General features: G+C 33.4%; 17 protein-coding genes. 12 read left to right on the top strand and 5 right to left on the bottom strand.

Annotated features, from left to right (window positions below; translation table 11 throughout):
- Positions 1-361: 361 nt before the first annotated feature.
- From topA to ABXT06_RS06580, 8 genes are all read left to right on the top strand, one after another.
- Complete coding sequence (topA, locus tag ABXT06_RS06615; protein ID WP_354590025.1) at positions 362-2,890, top strand: type I DNA topoisomerase; 2,529 nt, start codon at positions 362-364, stop codon at positions 2,888-2,890.
- A 6-nt stretch (positions 2,891-2,896) separates the two neighbouring features.
- Positions 2,897-4,048, top strand: a complete 1,152-nt coding sequence (locus ABXT06_RS06610) for a formimidoylglutamase (protein ID WP_354590024.1) — start codon at positions 2,897-2,899, stop codon at positions 4,046-4,048.
- 262 nt (positions 4,049-4,310) lie between these two features.
- Positions 4,311-5,705 (top strand): T9SS ring complex lipoprotein PorK/GldK, encoded by a 1,395-nt coding sequence (gene porK, locus ABXT06_RS06605; RefSeq protein ID WP_008467094.1) that lies wholly within the window; start codon positions 4,311-4,313, stop codon positions 5,703-5,705.
- Between the two features lie 56 nt (positions 5,706-5,761).
- Positions 5,762-6,409, top strand: a complete 648-nt coding sequence (gene porL, locus ABXT06_RS06600) for a type IX secretion system motor protein PorL/GldL (RefSeq protein ID WP_354590023.1) — start codon at positions 5,762-5,764, stop codon at positions 6,407-6,409.
- A 51-nt stretch (positions 6,410-6,460) separates the two neighbouring features.
- Positions 6,461-8,002 carry a type IX secretion system motor protein PorM/GldM gene (porM, locus tag ABXT06_RS06595; protein ID WP_281631285.1) on the top strand — a complete coding sequence of 514 codons (1,542 nt, stop codon included), beginning with the start codon at positions 6,461-6,463 and terminating at the stop codon, positions 8,000-8,002.
- Positions 8,003-8,046: 44 nt separating this feature from the next.
- Positions 8,047-9,036 carry a type IX secretion system ring subunit PorN/GldN gene (gene porN / locus ABXT06_RS06590; RefSeq protein WP_177210776.1) on the top strand — a complete coding sequence of 330 codons (990 nt, stop codon included), beginning with the start codon at positions 8,047-8,049 and terminating at the stop codon, positions 9,034-9,036.
- A 180-nt stretch (positions 9,037-9,216) separates the two neighbouring features.
- The gene (porN, locus tag ABXT06_RS06585) at positions 9,217-10,206 is read left to right on the top strand and encodes a type IX secretion system ring subunit PorN/GldN (RefSeq protein ID WP_354590116.1); all 990 of its coding nucleotides are present in this window, start codon (positions 9,217-9,219) and stop codon (positions 10,204-10,206) included.
- A gap of 77 nt (positions 10,207-10,283) precedes the next feature.
- The gene (locus ABXT06_RS06580) at positions 10,284-11,357 is read left to right on the top strand and encodes an NAD(P)/FAD-dependent oxidoreductase (RefSeq protein ID WP_354590022.1); all 1,074 of its coding nucleotides are present in this window, start codon (positions 10,284-10,286) and stop codon (positions 11,355-11,357) included.
- Here ABXT06_RS06580 and ABXT06_RS06575 read toward each other — a convergent pair.
- Positions 11,338-11,721 (bottom strand): DUF983 domain-containing protein, encoded by a 384-nt coding sequence (locus ABXT06_RS06575; RefSeq protein WP_354590021.1) that lies wholly within the window; start codon positions 11,719-11,721, stop codon positions 11,338-11,340. The genes ABXT06_RS06580 and ABXT06_RS06575 overlap by 20 nt on opposite strands.
- A gap of 435 nt (positions 11,722-12,156) precedes the next feature.
- Here ABXT06_RS06575 and abc-f point away from each other — a divergent pair, with 435 nt between their 5' ends.
- Entirely contained in the window at positions 12,157-14,076 is a 1,920-nt protein-coding gene (gene abc-f, locus ABXT06_RS06570; RefSeq protein ID WP_354590020.1) for a ribosomal protection-like ABC-F family protein, read from the top strand.
- 251 nt (positions 14,077-14,327) lie between these two features.
- Here abc-f and ABXT06_RS06565 read toward each other — a convergent pair whose 3' ends face one another.
- Complete coding sequence (locus tag ABXT06_RS06565; RefSeq protein ID WP_354590019.1) at positions 14,328-15,290, bottom strand: App1 family protein phosphatidate phosphatase; 963 nt, start codon at positions 15,288-15,290, stop codon at positions 14,328-14,330.
- Positions 15,291-15,351: 61 nt separating this feature from the next.
- Between ABXT06_RS06565 and ABXT06_RS06560 the strand changes: the two genes are divergently transcribed.
- Positions 15,352-16,221 carry a diacylglycerol/lipid kinase family protein gene (locus ABXT06_RS06560; RefSeq protein WP_354590018.1) on the top strand — a complete coding sequence of 290 codons (870 nt, stop codon included), beginning with the start codon at positions 15,352-15,354 and terminating at the stop codon, positions 16,219-16,221.
- Positions 16,222-16,361: 140 nt separating this feature from the next.
- On the opposite strand, the gene ABXT06_RS06555 is transcribed toward ABXT06_RS06560, so the two are convergent.
- Together ABXT06_RS06555 and ABXT06_RS06550 are read right to left on the bottom strand one after the other, a co-directional pair.
- Positions 16,362-17,507, bottom strand: coding sequence for a GNAT family N-acetyltransferase (locus tag ABXT06_RS06555; RefSeq protein ID WP_354590017.1), 1,146 nt, complete (start codon positions 17,505-17,507; stop codon positions 16,362-16,364).
- A gap of 120 nt (positions 17,508-17,627) precedes the next feature.
- Positions 17,628-18,116, bottom strand: a complete 489-nt coding sequence (locus ABXT06_RS06550; RefSeq protein WP_354590016.1) for a DUF1761 domain-containing protein — start codon at positions 18,114-18,116, stop codon at positions 17,628-17,630.
- Between the two features lie 179 nt (positions 18,117-18,295).
- On the opposite strand from ABXT06_RS06550, the gene ABXT06_RS06545 reads away from it, so the two are divergent.
- Positions 18,296-19,138 carry a leucine-rich repeat domain-containing protein gene (locus tag ABXT06_RS06545; RefSeq protein ID WP_354590015.1) on the top strand — a complete coding sequence of 281 codons (843 nt, stop codon included), beginning with the start codon at positions 18,296-18,298 and terminating at the stop codon, positions 19,136-19,138.
- A 260-nt stretch (positions 19,139-19,398) separates the two neighbouring features.
- Entirely contained in the window at positions 19,399-19,704 is a 306-nt protein-coding gene (locus tag ABXT06_RS06540) for a hypothetical protein (RefSeq protein ID WP_111365111.1), read from the top strand.
- Between the two features lie 75 nt (positions 19,705-19,779).
- On the opposite strand, the gene ABXT06_RS06535 is transcribed toward ABXT06_RS06540, so the two are convergent.
- Positions 19,780-20,979 (bottom strand): outer membrane protein assembly factor BamB family protein, encoded by a 1,200-nt coding sequence (locus tag ABXT06_RS06535; RefSeq protein WP_354590014.1) that lies wholly within the window; start codon positions 20,977-20,979, stop codon positions 19,780-19,782.
- Between the last annotated feature and the right edge of the window lie 3 nt (positions 20,980-20,982).

Raw genomic sequence — 20,982 nt, 5'->3', positions numbered from 1 at the left:
CGCCTACATTTCACATTTTACAATTTTTAGGAGCTATTTCCAGCTTTCCACTTCTTGTCCTCATAAAAAAAGCAAAGTTTCTAATGTTATAAAAAGAGCTTCCGTCGGTCGCTTTTTTACAACAAGAAACTTTTGCTTTTTTTACTCCGGGCAATCCGTTTCAATCTGGGCTAGGAATTATGGTTTCAAAAAGCACATTTCTCGGTAAGAAATCACTAAAAGTTATACCTATATATATTATCGAGATTATTACAGATAAATCTGCAATTTTAAGTTTCATAATATCAAAATACCTCAAAAATGCATTCGTAAGGTTAATATTTAAAAAAAATAAATACTTTTGTTGCAGAAAAATAGAGCAATGGCAAAGAATTTAGTAATAGTGGAGTCACCTGCAAAGGCGAAAACAATCGAGAAATTCCTCGGGAGTGATTTTCAGGTGGAGTCAAGTTATGGTCACATAGCGGACTTACCATCAAAGGAAATAGGAGTAGATGTAGAAAATGGTTTTAAACCTAAATATGAAGTTTCTCCGGATAAAAAAGCCTTGGTAACGAAACTAAAATCACTTTCTAAGAATGCCGAAACGGTTTGGTTAGCATCCGATGAGGACCGCGAGGGAGAGGCTATTTCATGGCACTTGGCGGAAGAATTAAAACTGGATACAAAAAAAACCAAACGAATTGTTTTTCACGAGATTACAAAATCTGCGATTCTTAAAGCAATTGACAATCCTAGAGAAATTGATTATAATTTAGTAAACGCACAGCAAGCACGTCGTGTTCTAGATCGTTTAGTGGGTTACGAATTATCACCGGTTTTATGGAGAAAAATCAAAGGCGGACTTTCAGCAGGTCGTGTACAGTCGGTTTCTGTACGTTTGATTGTAGAGAGAGAACGCGAAATACAAAGTTTTAGTGCAGTTGCAACCTATTCGATTGTAGCAGAATTTGTAAACGAAGCAGGAAAAGCTTTCAAGGCAAAACTTCCAAAAAACTTTAATACTAAAAAAGAAGCCGAAGATTTCTTAAATCAAAATATCGGTTCTAAATATAAGGTAGCAGATTTAGAAACTAAACCTACCAAAAAATCTCCAACAGCACCTTTTACAACTTCTACGTTGCAACAAGAGGCAGCAAGAAAATTATACTTGCCAGTTGGAATCACTATGCAGTTAGCACAACGTCTTTACGAAGCGGGACTTATTACTTATATGAGAACCGACTCTGTGAATCTTTCTAAAGAGGCAATGGACGCAGCGCAAGCAGAAATCATCAAATCTTACGGAAAAGAATTCTCTAAACCGAGAGTTTTTGCTAATAAAAACAAAGGAGCTCAAGAAGCACACGAAGCAATTCGTCCGACAGACATGTCTCGCCATACCGTAAACATTGACCGTGACCAAGCTCGTTTGTACGATTTGATCTGGAAAAGAACTCTTGCTTCGCAAATGAGCGATGCACAGCTTGAAAGAACAAATGTAAAAATTGAAGCAGATAATCACAGCGAGATTTTCACAGCTTCTGGAGAAGTATTACTTTTTGAAGGTTTCTTAAAAGTGTACTTAGAAGGTCACGATGATGACGAAGAAGAGCAAGAAGGAATGCTTCCAGCTTTAAAAGTAAACGAGAAACTGACTAATAATTATATTACAGCTACAGAACGATATTCAAGACCGCCTGCACGTTACACTGAGGCATCTCTGGTTAAAAAATTAGAGGAACTTGGAATTGGACGTCCGTCAACTTATGCACCAACAATTTCTACAATTATTAATAGAAATTATGTTGAAAAAGGAACGCTTGAAGGTGTAGAGCGTAATTATACACAGCTTACTTTACAAAATAGTAAAGTAGGAGAGAAGGTTCTAAAAGAAAATACCGGTTCTGATAAAGGAAAATTGGTTCCAACAGATATCGGAACTATTGTTACTGATTTCTTGGTAAAGAATTTCGGAAACATTCTAGATTATAATTTCACTGCAAAAGTAGAGCAGGATTTCGACGAAATTGCCGAAGGAAATATTGACTGGGCAAAAATGATGCAAGATTTCTACAATCAGTTTCATCCAAATGTAAAAGAAGTTGAGGCAAATGCAGAACGTGAAAGCGGTGAAAGGATTTTAGGTAAAGATGCTGACGGAAGACAAGTTTCTGTTCGTTTAGGAAAATTTGGACCAATGGCTCAAATTGGGGAAGCAGACGATGAAGATAAAAAGTTTGCCAGCTTAATGGCTGATCAAAATATTGGAAATATAACTCTTGAAGAAGCTTTGAATTTGTTCTTGCTTCCGAAAAGTTTAGGAGAATATAAAGGAGAAGAGGTTGAAGTAAATAATGGACGTTACGGGCCTTATGTTCGTCACGGAAGCGTTTTTATCTCATTACCGAGAGGAGAAGATCCGCTTAACGTTTCTAAAGAAAGAGCTCAAGAATTAATTGACGAAAAAGCACTCGCTGATGCGCCAATTGCAGTTTATAAAGGAGAAGCTGTTCAAAAAGGAGTGGGACGTTTTGGGCCTTTCATTAAATGGAACGGACTTTTTGTGAACGTAAGTAAGAAATACAATTTTGATAATCTTTCTCAAGCTGATGTTGAAGAGTTGATTGAAGACAAACTTCAAAAAAACATTGATAAAGTTCTTCATAATTGGGAAGAAGAAGGAATCGTAGTAGAGAAAGCCCGTTGGGGACGTTCTGTGATTCTAAAGGGAAAAATCAAAATTGAATTAAGTAAGGATGTTGATGCAACAAAATTAACATTGGCTCAAGTTCAAGAAATGATTGCTGCTAAAGCTCCGGCGAAAAAAACAACTGCAAAGAAAACTGCATCTAAAACAACAACGGCTAAAAAAGCTCCAGCTAAAAAAACAGCTGCTAAAAAGAAATAAAGATAAATGGAATTTGATTTTCTAGAACCAGTTAATGACGCAATTGTAAAATTCGTCGGCGCACTGTCTTCACAAGAGCTTGGAAGCAAAGTTGTCTTTCATACCAAAGATCAGTTTCCTGATATTGCACAGATTAATGTTGCTATAATTGGTGTTTTAGAAGACCGTACAAATATCAATATGATTAACGAAGTTAATCTTTCTGCTGTGCGTAAAAAGTTATATAGTATGTTTCCAGGCAACTGGGATGCTTCGATTGCAGATTTGGGAGATATACTTGCAGGTGATTCTGTAGAGGATACTTATTATGCGTTAAAGAGGGTTACAGCTACATTAATTAAGAATAAAGTCATTCCTATAGTTCTAGGAGGTTCTCAGGATTTGACCTATGCTTTGTATCGTGCTTATGATGATTTAGAGCAGATGGTGAATTTGGTTGCAGTTGATAATAAATTTGATTTTGGTAAGGAAAATGAGTCAGTTTCTGCTAATTCATATCTGACAAAAATTATTATTGATGAACCAAATAACCTTTTCAATTACTGTAATATAGGATATCAGACTTATTATAATTCACAAGAAGAAATCGACTTGATTGAAAAACTGTTTTTTGATGCTTATCGTTTGGGTGAAATCTCAAATAAAATTAGCTTAGCAGAGCCAGTTTTTAGAGATGCGGACTTGGTTAGTATCGATTTGAATTCTGTAAAATCTTCTGCTTCAGCAAATATGGTTACTTTTGAACCAAACGGATTTAACGGAAAAGAAATTTGTGCTTTGGCTAGATATGCAGGTATAAGCGATAAAGTTTCTTCTTTTGGAGTTTTCAATCATAACAGTACACTGGCTGAATCTGCTATTATTGCTCAGATTGTTTGGTATTTTATCGAAGGCTATCATTATCGCTCTAAAGAGTATCCATTTGGAAGCAGAGCTAACTATTTAAAATATATAGTTCCGCTGGATGATGAAGAATTGATATTCTATAAAAGTGATAAAACTGACCGCTGGTGGATAGAAATTCCATTTGAATCAAACGGTAGCAATAAATTGAAAAGAAATACGTTATTACCATGTTCTTACGACGAATATTTGTCAGCTTGCAATCAAGAATTGCCAGAAAGATGGTGGAAGGCGCAACGAAAAAATGCTTTATAGATCAAAAAATTAAGTGAATTCTTAGGTTTTTAAAAACTGTTTAAAAAGGTTAAAATAAATTAGTAAGAAAATATTTATATAGTATAAAAATTAACGTTTTACATCGATTTTTTACTACAGTTTGTCGATAAAATATTTTTTTTTTATTTTATTTAACATTATTTTTGAACGATAAAATAAATTCGCAAGTAGTATTGTTTTTTAGATAAATAATAAATACGTTTACGGACTTTTAATAATGAATAGATAATCCCAAATTTATATGAAGAAGTTTATTGCATTTGCAGCAATGTTAACACTAGTAATCGGCTGTGGTAAGTCTGGTGACAAAGGTGAATTAGTCGGTGTTACAGGAGGGAAATGGCATCCCGAGAAGCCTTATGGAATGACATTAGTTCCGGGTGGATCTTTTATTATGGGTAAATCAGACGCTGATTTAGCTAACGTAGAAGATGCTCCAACTAAAACTGTAACTGTTCGTTCATTTTATATGGATGAAACTGAGATTACAAATAGTGAGTATCGTCAATTTGTGGAGTGGGTTAAAGACTCTACAATGAGAGTTCGTTTAGCAATCTTAGCAGACGAAACTGGGCAAAAAGCTACTGATGGAAAAGGTAAAAAAGGCGGAAGTATTGCTGATTACGCTTTTAATGATTCTGATCCAGAAAAAATGACAGCTTACGATAAATATATGTATGACAACTACTATAGTGTTGGTACAAAAGATGATCCATATGCTGGAAGAAAATTGAACAGAAAAGTAAAATTAATTAAAGATACAAAAGCTTATCCAGATGAGTATTACGCTGAAGTAATGGATTCTATGTATTTGCCAATTGAAGAATCATACAACGGTTTAAGAACAATTGATGTAAATAAATTGAAATTCCGTTATTCTTGGATGGATATTCAAGCTGCAGCAAAAGCAAAAGTTGGAAAAAGAAGTGACTTCGTAAAAACTGAACAAGTAAATGTTTATCCTGATACTGCTGTTTGGATTAAAGATTTCGCTTACTCATATAATGAGCCAATGCATAACGATTATTTCTGGCACAAAGCTTATGGAGATTATCCAGTAGTGGGTGTTACTTGGAAACAAGCTAAAGCATTTTGTGCTTGGAGAACTTTAAACAAAAACAGCTACATTAAATCTAAGAAAAAAGGACGTGACTTAGTAAATGCTTTCAGATTACCTACTGAGGCAGAATGGGAATATGCCGCTAGAGGAGGTCTGGAGTCTGCAACTTACCCATGGGGAGGTCCTTATACTAAGAGTGATAGAGGTTGTTTCTTAGCAAACTTCAAACCAAGTAGAGGAGATTATGCTGCAGACGAAGCGCTTTACACTGTTGAAGCTAAATCATACGATGTAAATGGATACGGATTATACAACATGGCAGGAAATGTTTCTGAGTGGACAGATTCAGCTTATAATCCAAACGCTTACGAATATGTGTCAACAATGAATCCAAACGTAATTGATGGTAAAAACCAAAGAAAAGTAGTTCGCGGTGGTTCTTGGAAAGACGTTGCTTATTTCCTACAGGTAAGTACTCGTGACCACGAATATGCTGATTCTGCTAGAAGTTATATCGGATTCAGAACTGTACAAGATTACATGGGTACTCAAGTTACAGGAAACAGAAAAAAGTAATTTTATAATTTTATCAATATCCAACAAATCTATTTTAAACCTAAAAAAAAAGTATTATGGCATTATTAAGTAAAAAAGCAATGAATTTCGCTTATGGTATGGGAGCGGCAGTGGTAATCGTTGGAGCGTTATTCAAAATTACTCACTTTGAGATTGGACCTTTAACAGGTACAGTTATGCTTTCAGTAGGATTAGTTACTGAGGCTTTAATTTTCGCGCTTTCTGCTTTCGAACCAGTTGAAGAAGAACTAGATTGGACTCTAGTTTACCCAGAATTAGCTAACGGACAAGCTAGAGAGAAAAAAGCTAAAGCTGAAACTCCAACTGATGCTCAAGGATTATTATCTCAAAAATTAGATTCATTATTAAAAGAAGCTAAAATTGACGGTGAATTAATGTCAAGTTTAGGAAACAGTATCAAAAACTTCGAATCTGCTGCTAAAGGAATTGCTCCAACTGTAGATTCAATTGCAGGACAAAAGAAATATTCTGAAGAATTATCTGTTGCTGCAGCTCAAATGGAATCATTAAACAGTTTATATAAAGTACAGTTAGAAAGCGCTTCTAGAAACGCTGAGGCTAACAAAGAAATTGCTGAAAACGCTTCTAAATTGAAAGAGCAAATGGCATCTATGACTGCTAACATTGCTTCTTTAAACAGTGTTTACGGTGGTATGCTTTCTGCAATGAGTAACAAAGGATAATTAGTTTTTAACTAATATTAAATTTATTAATAAAGAACTAATTAGAAAAAAATGGCAGGAGGAAAATTAACCCCTAGACAGAAGATGATTAACCTGATGTATCTGGTTTTCATCGCGATGTTAGCAATGAACGTATCAAAAGAAGTTATTTCTGCTTTTGGTTTGATGAATGAGAAGTTTGAAGGTGCAAACACTACTTCAACAGAAACAAATGCAGGTTTATTAACATCTTTAGATCAAAAAGCTGCTGAAGCAAAAGGAGAATTCGCTATTGCTGCAGTAACAGCTCACAAAGTTGAAACAATTACAAAAGAATTTTATGATTATATAGGTACTCTAAAAGCTCAGGCTGTTAAAGGTTTTGAAGTTGATAAAGCAACTGGAAAAATGCCTTATGAGTCTATGGATAGAGGAGATAATATTGACGACTGGTTTACAGGAGACGGTTACACTAAAAAAGGTAACGAAATTATTTCTAAAATCGAAAAATATAAAGCTGATATCAAAGCTGCTTTAGGAACAGACAAAAAATACGCTGCAATTATCGCGGAAGTTGAAAAGAAGTTTGATGTTTCTGATGTTAAAAACAAAGAAGGAATTAAAGAAAAATACTTAGCGTACCACTTTAAAGGATTCCCTGCTATCGCATCTGCTGCTAAACTTTCAGCTTGGCAAAATGATGTTAAAAAAGTTGAAACTGACGTTTACAACAGTGCTTTAGGTAAAGCTGCAGTTGCAGCTGCTTCTTACAGCAACTACCAAGCGATTGTTGTTCTAGATAAAAATGCTTATTTCCAAGGTGAAAAAGTTACTGGTAAAGTTGTTTTAGGTCGTTATGACGAAAATACGACACCAACTTCTTTCCAAGGTCCAGGGCAAATTGTTAATGGACAGGCTGTTATCTCTTTAACTGCCGGTGGAGTTGGAGAGCAAGATATTAACGGACAATTTACTTTCTTAGAGGATGGAAAAAATATTCCTTTAAAATTCTCTGGAAAATATGTTGTAGTTCCAAGACCAAACGCAGCTACAATTTCTGCAGACAAAATGAACGTAGTGTATAGAGGAGTTGTTAACCCAATCTCTGTATCTTTCGCGGGTGTTGATGCAAACAAAATTGTTGCTAGTGCTCCAGGTTTAGCTTCAGCTGGAAAACCAGGAAAATATAATATGAGCCCAGGTCAAGGTACTGAAACTACAATTTCTGTAACAGGTACTTTACCAAACGGTGACAAAGTAACAGATAAGAAAACATTCAGAATTAAAGGTATTCCTGGTCCAACAGGAACAATTAGAGGTGAGATGGGAGTTGTTAAAGGTCCTAAATCTAACTTAGAGATTGCTACTATTGGAGCTAAACTTCTTGATTTTGATTTTGAAGTTGGTTTAGATGTTGTTGGATTCAATATGAAAATTGCTGGACAGCCTACAGTTGTTGTTACAGGAAACAAAATGAATGCACAATGTAAACAAGTACTTTCAAGAGCAGGTAAAGGAGACCAAGTTACTATTTCTGAAATTAAAACTAAACTTGTTGGAGCTGGTAGTTATTTATTGCCAAGAACTGCTCCGGTAATTTACGAAATACAATAATAAAGTAGTGCAGACTACATTCAATATCTTATAACGATACCACGATGAAAGTAAGAAATTTTTTAATAGCTATTGTTTCTATTGCTGGAGGTTTTGCTTCTCATGCGCAATCTAACTTGCTTAATGCTAAAACTCCTGCTCAGATTGGACTTAAAACTCCTGCTCAATTAATCTCTGATAATGACAAGCCTTTGGCTTATGGTTATGTAGATGATAGAGATATCCTGATGGGAAAAACAACATGGGAAATCATTGATTTAAATGAAAAAATCAACTTTCCAATGTATTTTCCGGTAGATACAGCTAACATTGGTCCTAACAGACGTTCTCTTTATGACGTTTTAACTAAAGCTATTAAAGGTGGAAAAATTACTGAAGTTTATACTGATAGTTATTTCAACACTAAAAAATCTATGAAAGACATCGAAGGATCATTATCTCGTATTGATACAACAGATGCAGGTAGAGAGTTAATTAATCAATACCCTGATGACTACAAATCACGTGTTGTGAAGAAAAAAGTAGTTTCTGGTAAAGGTAAAAACAAATCAGTTTCTTATGTAGAAGAAACAGTTGGGCCAACAAGAACGGTTCCTGCTGAATATATCTTGAAACAAGATCTAACTGCTGCAGATGTTACTCAGTATAAAATTAAAGGATACTGGTATTTTGATAAACGTCAAAGTGAGTTGAAATATCGTTTACTAGGAATTTGCCCAGTAACTCCAGATGTTTATACAATGAATAGTGATGAAAAGGATTATATTGAATTGTTTTGGGTATTCTTCCCAAATGCCAGAGAAGCACTGCATGAAGCAAAAGCGTTCAATGACAACAACTCAGCTCTTCCAATCTCATTTGATCAGATTTTGAATTCAAGACGCTTTAATGCTGTTGTTTACAAAGAAGAAAACCTTTACGGAGACAGAGCAATTAGCGATTACATGAAAGACAACGCACAAAATCAGTTGTTAGAATCTGAAAGAGTGAAAGAGAAAATTCGCAATTTCGAACAAGATATGTGGAACTACTAAGTTGATACATAGCACAATAATTAAAAAACTCTTACTACCTTTGTAGTAAGAGTTTTTTTTATGTCAAAAAGTTAAAAACAGTATGATATAGATTAATATTTTGATTTCTTTTTGATTATGTAAGAAAAATAACAATATTTGTAATAAAATTTCGTTTAATGTTCTGTAAAATTTATCATGATGAAAGTAAGAAATTTATTAATTGTTATTGTTGCTGTTCTGGGAAGCTTATCTTCTAATGCTCAGTCTAATTTACTTAATGCCAAAACTGCAGATCAGATAGGGATTAAGACGCCAGCCCAAATGATTTCGGATAATGATAAACCTTTAGCGTACGGTTATGTTGATGATCGGGATGTTTTGATGGGAAAAATGGTTTGGGAAATAATTGATTTAAATGAAAAAATCAATTTTCCATTATATTTCCCCGTTGATACGGCTAATATTGGATCAGATAGACGTTCGCTTTACGATATTCTAACTAAAGCAATCAGAAATGGCAAAATAACAGAAGTTTACGCCGACAGTTACTTTAATACAAAAAAGAGTTTAAAAGATATTCAAGGAGGGTTATCGCGCGTTGATACTACAGATGCTGGTCGAGAACTTATAAATCAATATCCTGATGACTATCGAACACGCGTTGTTAAAAAGAAAGTAGTTACAGGTACAGGAAAAAATAAAAAAGTTACGTATGTTGATCAAACAGTTGGACCCACAAGAACAGTTCCTGCTGAATATATATTGAGGCAAGATCTTACAGCTGCTGATGTTAGCCAGTATAAAATTAAGGGATTTTGGTATTTTGATAAAAGACAAAGTGAGTTAAAATATCGTCTGCTTGGGATTTGCCCAGTAACTCCCGATGTATATACCATGAATAGCGACGAAAAAGATTATATTGAGCTGTTTTGGGTTTTCTTCCCTAATGCGCGGGAAGTGTTGCATGAAGGAAAAGCTTTTAACGATAAGAACTCAGCTCTACCTATTTCATTTGATCAGATTTTGAACTCTAGACATTTTAATTCTGTAATATATAAAGAAGAAAATGTTTATGGCGATCGTGAGATTAAAGATTATATTAAAGATAATGCACAAAGCCAATTGTTAGAATCTGAGAGAGTAAAAGAGAAGATTCGTAATTTTGAAGAAGATATGTGGAATTACTAACTTTATAAATTAATAATAATAAAAACTCTTGCTACCTTTGTAGTAAGAGTTTTTTTATTTTATTTATATATTTCATAATGCTTGATTATTTAATCGTCGGATCTGGATTGGCTGGAATTTCTTTTGCGGAAGTTGCCCTTAAAAACAATAAATCTATTTTAGTTGTTGATGACAAATCTCAGAATTCTTCGAGAATTGCTGGAGGCTTGTATAATCCAGTTATTCTGAAACGCTTTAGTGAAGTTTGGAATGCTAAAGAACATCTCGTTTTAATGAATGAGTTTTATGAACAAGTTGAAGACAAGCTGCAAGAGAAATTCAATTTTAAAATGCCAATTTTGCGAAAGTTTTTTTCAATAGAGGAACAGAATAATTGGTTTACAGCTTCTGATAAAATAAACTTATCTCCTTTTTTATCCACGAAACTAATTACAAAGAAATATCAAGGTATTGATTCTCCTTACGATTATGGAGAAGTGTTACATACAGGCTATGTTAAAACTGGGCAGTTGCTAGAAAGTTATAAAGCCTATTTAAAGGATAATAATTTGCTTCTCGAAGAATCTTTTCATAGTTCTTTTTTGGAGATTCTTGATTTAGGTATTCAGTATAAAAATATTAAAGCACGCAATATAGTATTTGCAGAAGGTTTTGGTTTGCATAAAAACCCTTATTTTAATTATCTGCCTTTGGATGGAACAAAAGGTGAACTGTTTTTAATAAAAGCGCCAGATTTGAAATTGGATTTAATTGTAAATACCAGTGTTTTTATTTTACCAGTGGGAGGCAATTTGTTTAAAGTTGGAGCTACCTACAATTGGCATGATAAAACAGATCTTCCTACCGAAGAAGGAAAACAAGAACTTTTAGATCGAATTAAAGAAATTATTACCTGCGATTTTGAAATAGTTAAGCATTTTGCTGGAGTGAGACCGACAGTTGCTGATAGAAGACCTTTGGTTGGGACACATGAGGCATACAAATCTATTCATCTTCTTAACGGATTAGGAACACGTGGTGTAATGCTTGGACCGGCTTTAGCCAAAATGTTATATGATAGTATTGAAAACGGCACTCCAATAGACCGCGAAGCTGATATAAAACGCTTTCATAAAAGATATTTAAAATCTCTTACTCCTGACCGGCCTTAGGATCGTACGAAACAAACATGTTAATATATAGGTTTCTTGAAAGCCGAAGTACAAAAGGAAACAGCACAACTAATGTCAAAATGATTGTAATAAAAGATTGTTCGATTGTTGCTCCAAAAAAGACAAAAGAAACAATAAAAGCTGCAATTCCAACCGCAACGTTTAATCCATAGCTCACATACATGGCGCCATAAAAAAATGAAGGTTCAATCTGGTATTTGAATCCGCAGTGGCTGCAATGTTCATTCATTTTGAGAACTTTACTTAAATGAAGTGGGTTTGTGTCTTCATACATACTTTCTTTTTGGCATTTTGGACAACTTCCTGTTATTATGCTATTTAGTTTGGAGCCTCTTTTAAACATTTTAAGTAAATTTTATAGTCTTTAATTCACCTTAATTGTATTTGGATACAGTGGGATATGAGAAATTATTTAAAGCAAATATAAGGTATTTTCAGGCTTTAAGCTATTCGATTAGGATAAAAACTTAGAGATGCATTTGATTTGATTTTGAGTATAATGTTAGCGGAAAACAATTTTCATCTCTTTCAAAAATGCGTATAAAAGACATTTTCATTACTATGATTTTTAACTTAATTAAAGAAGGAAAGTTCAATGTTAAACAAGTTTTTTGGTTTTGAATTTTACAAAAGCTATTGTTTTTCAGTATAAAAACTTCAATTAAAAGTTATACTTTTGCACTTTCAAAATTGGAACAGGATAATTCGCTTGTTTACAATTTATTTTATTTAATGAATAAAAAAAGGTTTTCTAACCTTTCATTTACAGCAATACATTATGCTTAATATACACAATCTTTCCGTTTCTTTTGGAGGAACCTATTTATTTGAAGAAGTTACTTTTCGTTTGGGTGCCGGTGACCGTGTAGGTCTTGTTGGTAAAAACGGAGCAGGCAAATCTACAATGCTAAAAATGCTAGCAGGCGATTTTAAACCTGACTCAGGAGTAATTTCTCAAGAGAAAGATATTAAAATGGGTTTCTTGCGTCAGGATATTGATTTTGAACAAGGAAGAACTGTTTTGGAAGAAGCGTACGAAGCTTTTACAGAAATAAAAGTTGTAGAGAAAAAACTAGAAGAAATCAATCATCAATTGGTGACTAGAACCGATTATGAAAGCGAGGAGTATGCTAAAATTATAGAAGATTTATCTGATTACACGCATCGTTTTGATCTTCTTGGCGGATATAATTATGTGGGAGATACAGAAAAAATCTTATTAGGTTTAGGTTTTAAAAGAGAGGTTTTTAATAATCAAACTGAGACTTTTTCTGGAGGATGGAGAATGCGTATCGAATTGGCTAAACTTTTATTGCAGTCTAATGATGTTTTGCTTCTGGATGAGCCAACCAACCACTTAGATATAGAAAGTATTATTTGGTTGGAGAATTTCCTTCGCAATTATCCTGGAGTTGTGGTAATTGTATCGCACGATAAAATGTTCTTGGATAATGTAACGAATAGAACTATCGAAATTTCGTTAGGAAAAGCATACGATTTCAATAAACCATATACACAATATTTGGAACTGCGCCATGAAATTCGTGAGAAACAATTGGCTACTCAAAAGAATCAGCAGAAAAAGATTGAAGAAACAGAAAAATTAATCGAGAAATTCCGTGCAAAAGCTTCTAAAGCTTCAATGGCGCAATCATTGATTAAAAAACTAGATAAAGTAGAAAGAATCGAAGTTGATGAAGATGATAATTCGGTAATGAATATCTCTTTTCCAGTTTCTAAAGAACCAGGGAAAGTAGTTATCGAAGCTGAACACGTAACAAAAGCTTACGGAGATAAAACGATTCTTAAAGATATTAGTTTACTGGTAGAAAGAGGAAGTAAAATCGCTTTCGTTGGACAAAATGGACAAGGAAAATCAACTTTCATTAAAGCGCTGGTAAACGAATTTGAATACCAAGGAAATATTAAATTAGGGCACAATGTGCAATTGGGATATTTTGCTCAAAATCAGGCTGAATATCTAGACGGAGAAATTACTTTGCTTCAAACTATGGAAGATGCGGCAACAGATACGAATCGTATGAAAGTTCGTGATATGTTGGGTTCGTTTTTATTCCGCGGAGATGATGTTGAGAAAAAAGTAAAAGTCCTTTCTGGAGGCGAACGTAACCGCTTGGCACTTTGTAAATTGTTGTTACAGCCAATAAATGTTTTACTGATGGATGAGCCTACGAATCACTTAGATATTAAATCTAAGAACGTTTTAAAAGCAGCGCTTCAAAAATTTGGCGGAACTTTATTACTAGTTTCTCACGACAGGGATTTTCTTCAAGGAATGTCAAATATCGTTTACGAATTTAAAGATCAAAAGATCAAAGAATATTTAGGAGACATCAACTTTTTCTTAGAACAGCGTAATCTAGAAAATATGCGCGAAGTGGAGAAAAAAGATGTTGTGAAAAAGGAAGCTCCAAAAGAAAAAGAAGTTGCTAAAGTTTCTTATGAAGATCAGAAGAAAGGAAAAGCTCTTCAGAATAAATTAAGTAAAATCGAAAACCAGATTCAGCAGTTAGAAAAACAAATTCAGCACGACGATAAGATGCTAGAAACTAATTATGACAAACATATTGAAGATGCTTCATTTTTTACAGCTTACAATAAAAAGAAACAAGATTTAGAACAATTATTAATCGATTGGGAAGTTGTTTCGGAAGAGATTGAAGGGATGAATGCTTAATGTTTTTTGTTTCAAGTTTCAGGTTTCAAGTTATTAGCTTGACGAGTAAATTTGACCGCAAAGCACGCTAAGTTTTCTATAACTTGCATTATAATGTACAAAGTTCGCAAAGCCTTATCAGAAGATAGCTTTGCGAACTTTGCGTTTATAAAATTTTACAAATCAAAAAAAACTTAGCGTGCTTTGCGGTAAAATATTCATTCACTTCAAAACCTGAAACCTGAAACCTGAAACCTGAAACCTGAAACAAACTACTTAATAATCCCAATAGACCTAGAGTGTTCAATCGCTTTACTGCTTTCTTTAAAATAGCAGACAGAAACATTTATGCTTTCCAGATTTTTTAAAATCTTTTGCACCTCTTTCTTCTGAGATTTGCCAGTTTGTCTAATATAAACGGCAACCACAGTTACGGGGAATATTTTGCAGATTCTTTCGTAGAGTTTTGGATCGTGCTGAGAATCATCACCCATTAAAACATATTTAAGCGTTGGGTAAAACTCAACAACATGTTTAATTTTTCCATATTTATGATCGTGATTTCCTCTTCCGCTCATAAAAAAATCGGTGATTCCTCTTTTGATGTCTTTTAGCAGAAAAACAGCTTTTGGCAGTTTGTTAATTCGCGTGAATTTGGCAATAAATCGGTATAAATTCCATTCGCTGCTAGAAATGTAAAAAAAAGCATTTACTTCTTCTACGTTATCTCTTCCCGCAGAACTTAAAGCTTGATAATGCGGTACAACATCTTTGAAAACTTTTCGGTCATTTACATTTTTAAATAATAAAATATAAAGTTTTCGAAAGAAGTTATTAGTATGTGAAATCAGAAAAGTATCATCAATATCGGATATAATTCCTAGTTTTCCTTTATGAGGCCTTATAAAACTGCCTTTACAGGTAATGGTTTCATTTCTATATTTTAAACTGACTTCGTAAGACATCCATCCAAAATGAGTTTCTTTTTCTAGTGGAATACAGAAATTGAAATAACCATCGTCTAATGTTTTGGTATGAATTACTTCGTTGTTGTAGTGAAGGTAAACATCAAAATTTTTAATGGTTTTTATTCTGAACAATCGAAGAATAGAAGTGGCATTTTTTAATTTCCTTTTCTCAAAATTGTATTTGTTTTCCCTTTTTAAAACGTGCCCCATTACAATTAGCTCTTGTTCATTTGCATAACCGCGATATAATTGTAGAATTGGTTTCATTAATTACGTATATTTATGTAACTGTAATTTACTTAATTTAATTGATTTTAAAGATAAAATTTTGAAAAAGAATATTCTGTTTGTTGTAAATCCGATTTCTGGAGACTTGGATAAATCTGATTTGATTGATGCTGTTGAAGAGTTTGCGGCAACCAATTATTTTGATTTGGAAGTGTATGAAACTACAGGGAAAAATGATTTAAGAGCAATACAATCTTTATATAATGAATCTGTTCCAGAACGAATTATTGTTGCTGGAGGCGACGGAACTATAAAAATGGTGGCCGAAGCTGTAGAAGAGCAAGATGTAATAATCGGGATTTTACCTGCGGGTTCTGCAAACGGACTTTCGGTAGATTTGAATCTTCCTGATGGAATAGAGGAGAACCTTAAAATTGCCTTTTTGCACCATTATATCGAAATGGATATGATTTGCATTAATGGCAAAAAAAGCATTCATTTAAGTGATCTTGGTTTAAACGCAAATCTGGTTAAAAATTATGAACAAAGTGATGTTCGTGGATTTTGGGGTTACGCGCTACAAGCTTTTACGACGCTTAAAGAATCTGAAGAGCCTTTTGTAGCAACAATTTCGGCAAATAACAAAACGGTACAGCATGTTGCAAGAATGATTGTAATTGCTAATTCTCAGAAATACGGAACGGGAGTTATCATCAATCCGAATGGCGCTATGAATGATGGAAAGTTTGAGCTGGTGATCTTGAAAAGTCTCGATTTGCTCTTAATTGGAAAAATAATTACCGGAAATATGCCAATTGATTCTGATGACATTGTAATTATTTCAACCAATAAAGCAGCAATACAAACTGATTATCCTGTTAATTTTCAGATTGATGGAGAATATTGCGGAGCGCAGACTTCGTTAGAAATTGATATTTTGCATAAGCAGATGAAAATTGCGGTTCCGTAGATTTAGATTAATTTTCATTGAAAAAATATTGGTAGTTTGGATATGTCGCTCCGCTGGAGCTTTTTTTAGCTCTGGGAGAGCGAAATGTTTATAGAAATGTTTGTTCGAAAGTTTCAAAAGCGCCAGCGGAGCGACATCTTTTATTTAAACGGATTGCGTTCCTGCCATTCTGTTTTGGGCTCTAAATAATTAAAAAATCTGGAAATATTGTGATTTATTAAAGCGTTGCTATGCGTAATTAAACCATACATTTTTACAGGTTTTGCCCCAACGGAACTTTTAATTTCAAGAGCAGTTCTGGCAAAGACAATTTCACGGAAACCTTTCTTTATAGAATATGCAATCATGTCGTAGAGCATGTTTAAATACAACATTTTCTCACGTTGAATACTTTCGTCATAACCCAAGAAATAAGTATCCATTACATTGCCGTTTTTGATTAAAGTGTTGAAACCGATTAGTTTTTCATCCAAGAAATAACCGTAAAGAAGAAAGTTGTCTCCCATTATTTCTTTAAAGAAACTAAAATGGTTTCGAGCTAAGAAAAAGGTGTTGAAAGGCGCATTTTTGGCAACATGAAAATAAAGGTCGTAAATAACATCTTCATATTGTTTGATATCAGAAAGTGACATTTGCTGTTTTACAATTCCTTCCGATTTTTTTCGTGCACGTTTGTATTGGTCGCGATATTTTTTTGACAAGGCGTCGACATAATCCTGTTCGGTTTTCCAGTCTTCTTTGATGTCGAAAATCATATTAGGCTGGGTCGAAAAAGTATAGTTGTTTTTGAATTCAGCCTGAAGCGGTTCTATTTCTTTTGCTGTAAAATCTTTTATGCTGGTTATGTGAACTTTTTTTCCGCTTTCTTTCAGATCTTTTTTTAACTGATTAATTGCTTTATGAAGTGTTTTAATAGCTTTTGATTCTTTGATGTTTTTGTCAAAAATAAAAGCATTTTGTCCCGTAAGCATATTATTTCCAACAAATAAAACGTGAGAAGCGAAATTTTTTAAGGCAAAATTACGTAGTGAAGTTTTTAAGCATTTGTCTCGCTCTCCGAAGGATTCGAGTTTTTCTGCAAATAAGAATTGTGTTAGTACAATCCCGATTAGTTTTTTCTCTTCAAAAAGTCCGATGAAATGGCAAGTCATATTTACTGGACAAGAGTTTTCCAGCACTTCGAGATATTCTCGAGTCAAAAAGATATTATTTGCTGCAAGCGAGTTCCATTCTACAGGCAATAACGATGCGCTTTTGTAAATCTGGAAAGAATAGGTTGTATTCAAAAGAGTGAGCTAATTTCTTCAAAATTAGATAATATTTGTAATAACTGATCTGCTTTAAGTTATTATTAAGAAAAACCCGTTTGAAGCAAGTTTTTCAAACGGGTTTTGATATATTGTGATTTAAGCAAATCCGCAAATAATTCCACCCATAAGAGTCAGAGTAAGAATCCAGTATCCGCTATGAATAAAGATATATTTCCAAGATTTTCTTTCAAATAAGCTATTAATTCCAATTAAAGGAAAAGCAAAAAATAGTCCTGACATAAAACCGTGAAGAGCGCCATGTTTAAAAGTTCTGTATGCCATTCCATAATCTGCCATAAAAGCTGCAAATGAAGGTTTTGCACTATCGATTAAAGGCGGTCCGCCAACCATTCCGATTGCGCCAGACTGATGAATGGTTAAAGACATTAAAGTCATAGTGATCATTAAAGAAAAAATATACGTTAGCCCGAAGATTTTAAGCATATTTCCTTTTCTTAACTCTTCTTGAGTAAGATTATTTTCCTTCATCCAGATTGTTCCAAATACTTTTGGGCTATACCAGATAAAACCGGTTACGAGTGTAACAATTGCAGCAATAAATAAAGCGGCGAAGTTAATTTGCATAATGTGAGGTTTTTAGAATTAGTTGATCAAATGTAATCAAAAAAAATGCAGGTTTTAGAAAATAATCAAAAGTAATATAAGTCCTACGAATAAAAATTTTTTCAACAGTTTGCCGATAATTAGTGTATTATAGCTGTGAATTGTATAATTTTACGATAGTAACAAATCCCAAATCTGTTATGAAAAATTTAATTACCATTTCTTTTATATTTGCTTTTTCACTAAACGTTTTGGCAGATACCGTTTCGGATAAAGAAAAAGAGGCGCTTATAAAATTGTATCATGCAACAAATGGTTTGCAATGGAAAAACAAGTGGAATTTAAGTCTATCTGTTTCTACTTGGTATGGTGTTAAGGCCGAGAATGGAAAAGTTGTGGCGCTGAATCTAGCTGACAATAATCTGCAGGGAGAATTGCCAGAAGCTCTTTACGATCTTACAAATTTAGAATCACTCAATCTGGAAAAGAATAAAATTGAAGGAAGTTTGTCTTCATCGATTTTTAATCTGAAAGAATTAGAATTGCTGAATGTTGCCAACAACAAATTGTCTGGTGTAATTCCAGCTTCTATTTGCCAATTGGGAAAATTGAAAGATTTGGAGCTTTTTATGAATACTATTTCAGGAGAGCTTCCGTCGGAAATTGGAAAACTGAATCAGCTAGAAATTTTAGCTGTTTTTAATAACGAAATTAATGGAAAACTTCCTGTTTCTATTTATAAAATTTCGGGATTAAAAGTCTTGCTTTTAAACGATAATAAGTTGTCAGGAAATTTGACAAACGAAATTATTAATTGGAATGCATTGCAGAATTTTAGTTTGTTTAATAATGAATTTTCAGGCATAATTCCGCAAGAAATTGAAAAGCTTAGCAAATTGCAAGAATTGAATCTTTCGTATAATAAATTTACAGGCGAAGTTTCAAAAAACACAGCATTATTAGATGCTTTAAATATGACAATGATGGACGAAAATGGAAATCCGTTTTTATTAGAAATAAACCAAGAAAATAAATTACAATAATTACCCAAAATTAATCGATGCTTATGAATGAATTTTACACTCGTTAAACAAGTTGATTAAATATATTTAGTTAATTGCCAAAACCGTAACCATGTTACGGTTTTATGGTTTATAGAGGTTATATCTTAAAAAAAATAACATTTAATTTAGAATTGAATTCTTTATGTTTGTCTAAATTTTTATAACTTTAATAAAAGTATCCGGAGAACCAAAAACCGAATTAAGCAGCGGTATTACTAATTACTTAATAAGAAGAAATCATGACACTACAATATCAAGGTGAGCAGTACGGAAAACCAACCACTTTTACAATTAGAATTATTGGAAACAACTTGTCAAAAAGCAGTTCAAACTATCAGATCGATCTTTTGGTAGGAGACAAAAAATTGCCCACTTTTACAAGTGAAATTCACCAAAGTCTTTCTAATTGCTTAAGAGAAATCTACTTGTTCAGAAAACACAACGGAATCACATTCAATGAATCATCAGAGAAAATAGTTTCGCTTTATGTTCCTTACGATAAAGTTTTGTATAATTACAATAAATATGCTTTATTTAGAGCATAAATTTTTCTCAAAAGAGGATAAAAAAAAGACCATTTGAAAAAATGGTCTTTTTTTATTTCTAAAAGTGAGAAGCTATTATCGAATAATCTTTAAATAAGCGCTATAAGGGTCATCTTTAAGCGAGGTTCGCATATAATATACGTTTTCGTCTTTTTCTTTTAAATCAAACTGAATTAAACCAGCATCGCAATAATAGTAAAGTAAGTTGTCATCGGCAGGAAATTCAATATTTGAAATTGGCAACGTAGTTAGTTTTTCTTCAAAAGCTATTTCACCATTAGATAAATCCAATTCAAAAAGTTTTTTGTTAAGAGTATATCCCCAAAGATTATCAACTTCTTTAACGATGTATTGGACGTTATCGCCTTTAAAATCTGTTTTCCAGAGCTGAGTTCCTGTTTTAGAATCAACAGCATAAATAGATGAAACTTCAGAGCCTTGTGCCGCAAAGTATAGTTTTTTGTCGTGGCACACAATGCGTTCCTTAACATTGTTCTGGTTTTCGTCTATTTTAAACTGCCATAAAACATCTAAACTATTTGGTTTTAAAGCGTAAAGCCAATTCTTATCGCCGGCAATAAAAACACTTTCGCCATCGGTAACAGGTTTGCCAGTCATGATCTCATCAAAGCTTTTTTGATAAAGCAATTTACCGGTATTAGCTTCAAAACAATACACATTTGTTCCGCTTTGAATGAAAACCTTATTGTCAAAAATAAGCGGCTCTATATCGTTATTTGGAGTGTCTAGCTTGTAATTCCAAGCCAAGCTTCCGTCTTTTAAATCCAAAGCATATAAATTACTGCTCTGGTTTTGATTTTGAGCAGTTATAAAAAGTTTTCCATTGCTTATTACAGGAGTCTGGTCTTTTAAAACAATTTGATCTTTGATATTGCCTATTCTAGATTTCCAAAAAATGGTTCCTGTTCCGTTATCTACTGCATAAATTTCCCCATTAATAAAAGGAACATATACAACTCCATCATGGATTGTTATTTTATTAGCGCACATTTCTGTGTTGACATCTGTTGCTTTTACTGTCCAAACAATGCTTTCAACTTCTAGATCCCAAGAAAAAAGCGAGCCGTCGTAATCGTAAATTAACATAGAAGTGTCGTCTAGAGAAATCTTTTTAAGCGGTTTTAAAGATTTGTTGGTAACAGCTTCTTCTGCAGGTAAATTACTGTTGGAGTAGTTGGTTTTGCTGGCAGGCGCTTGTCCAGACATATTTGCAAAGGCGAATACAAATAAAAGGGCTATTAATTTGTGTTTCATTTT

The organism is Flavobacterium sp. UW10123 (assembly GCF_040538975.1).
Classification (GTDB): domain Bacteria; phylum Bacteroidota; class Bacteroidia; order Flavobacteriales; family Flavobacteriaceae; genus Flavobacterium.
Note: the sequence above shows the minus strand (reverse complement) of the source record. Positions and strands in the feature narration are given on the sequence as shown.

Bases quoted from the DNA above. Each gene is read 5' to 3' on its own strand.
- porL (WP_354590023.1), top strand. From the start codon at position 5,762: ATGGCATTATTAAGTAAAAAAGCAATGAATTTCGCTTATGGTATGGGA.
- ABXT06_RS06540 (WP_111365111.1), top strand. From the start codon at position 19,399: ATGACACTACAATATCAAGGTGAGCAGTACGGAAAACCAACCACTTTT.
- ABXT06_RS06535 (WP_354590014.1), bottom strand. From the start codon at position 20,979: ATGAAACACAAATTAATAGCCCTTTTATTTGTATTCGCCTTTGCAAAT.
- ABXT06_RS06565 (WP_354590019.1), bottom strand. From the start codon at position 15,290: ATGAAACCAATTCTACAATTATATCGCGGTTATGCAAATGAACAAGAG.
- porM (WP_281631285.1), top strand. From the start codon at position 6,461: ATGGCAGGAGGAAAATTAACCCCTAGACAGAAGATGATTAACCTGATG.
- porK (WP_008467094.1), top strand. From the start codon at position 4,311: ATGAAGAAGTTTATTGCATTTGCAGCAATGTTAACACTAGTAATCGGC.
- ABXT06_RS06545 (WP_354590015.1), top strand. From the start codon at position 18,296: ATGAAAAATTTAATTACCATTTCTTTTATATTTGCTTTTTCACTAAAC.
- topA (WP_354590025.1), top strand. From the start codon at position 362: ATGGCAAAGAATTTAGTAATAGTGGAGTCACCTGCAAAGGCGAAAACA.
- ABXT06_RS06550 (WP_354590016.1), bottom strand. From the start codon at position 18,116: ATGCAAATTAACTTCGCCGCTTTATTTATTGCTGCAATTGTTACACTC.
- abc-f (WP_354590020.1), top strand. From the start codon at position 12,157: ATGCTTAATATACACAATCTTTCCGTTTCTTTTGGAGGAACCTATTTA.
- porN (WP_177210776.1), top strand. From the start codon at position 8,047: ATGAAAGTAAGAAATTTTTTAATAGCTATTGTTTCTATTGCTGGAGGT.
- ABXT06_RS06575 (WP_354590021.1), bottom strand. From the start codon at position 11,721: ATGTTTAAAAGAGGCTCCAAACTAAATAGCATAATAACAGGAAGTTGT.
- porN (WP_354590116.1), top strand. From the start codon at position 9,217: ATGAAAGTAAGAAATTTATTAATTGTTATTGTTGCTGTTCTGGGAAGC.
- ABXT06_RS06610 (WP_354590024.1), top strand. From the start codon at position 2,897: ATGGAATTTGATTTTCTAGAACCAGTTAATGACGCAATTGTAAAATTC.
- ABXT06_RS06580 (WP_354590022.1), top strand. From the start codon at position 10,284: ATGCTTGATTATTTAATCGTCGGATCTGGATTGGCTGGAATTTCTTTT.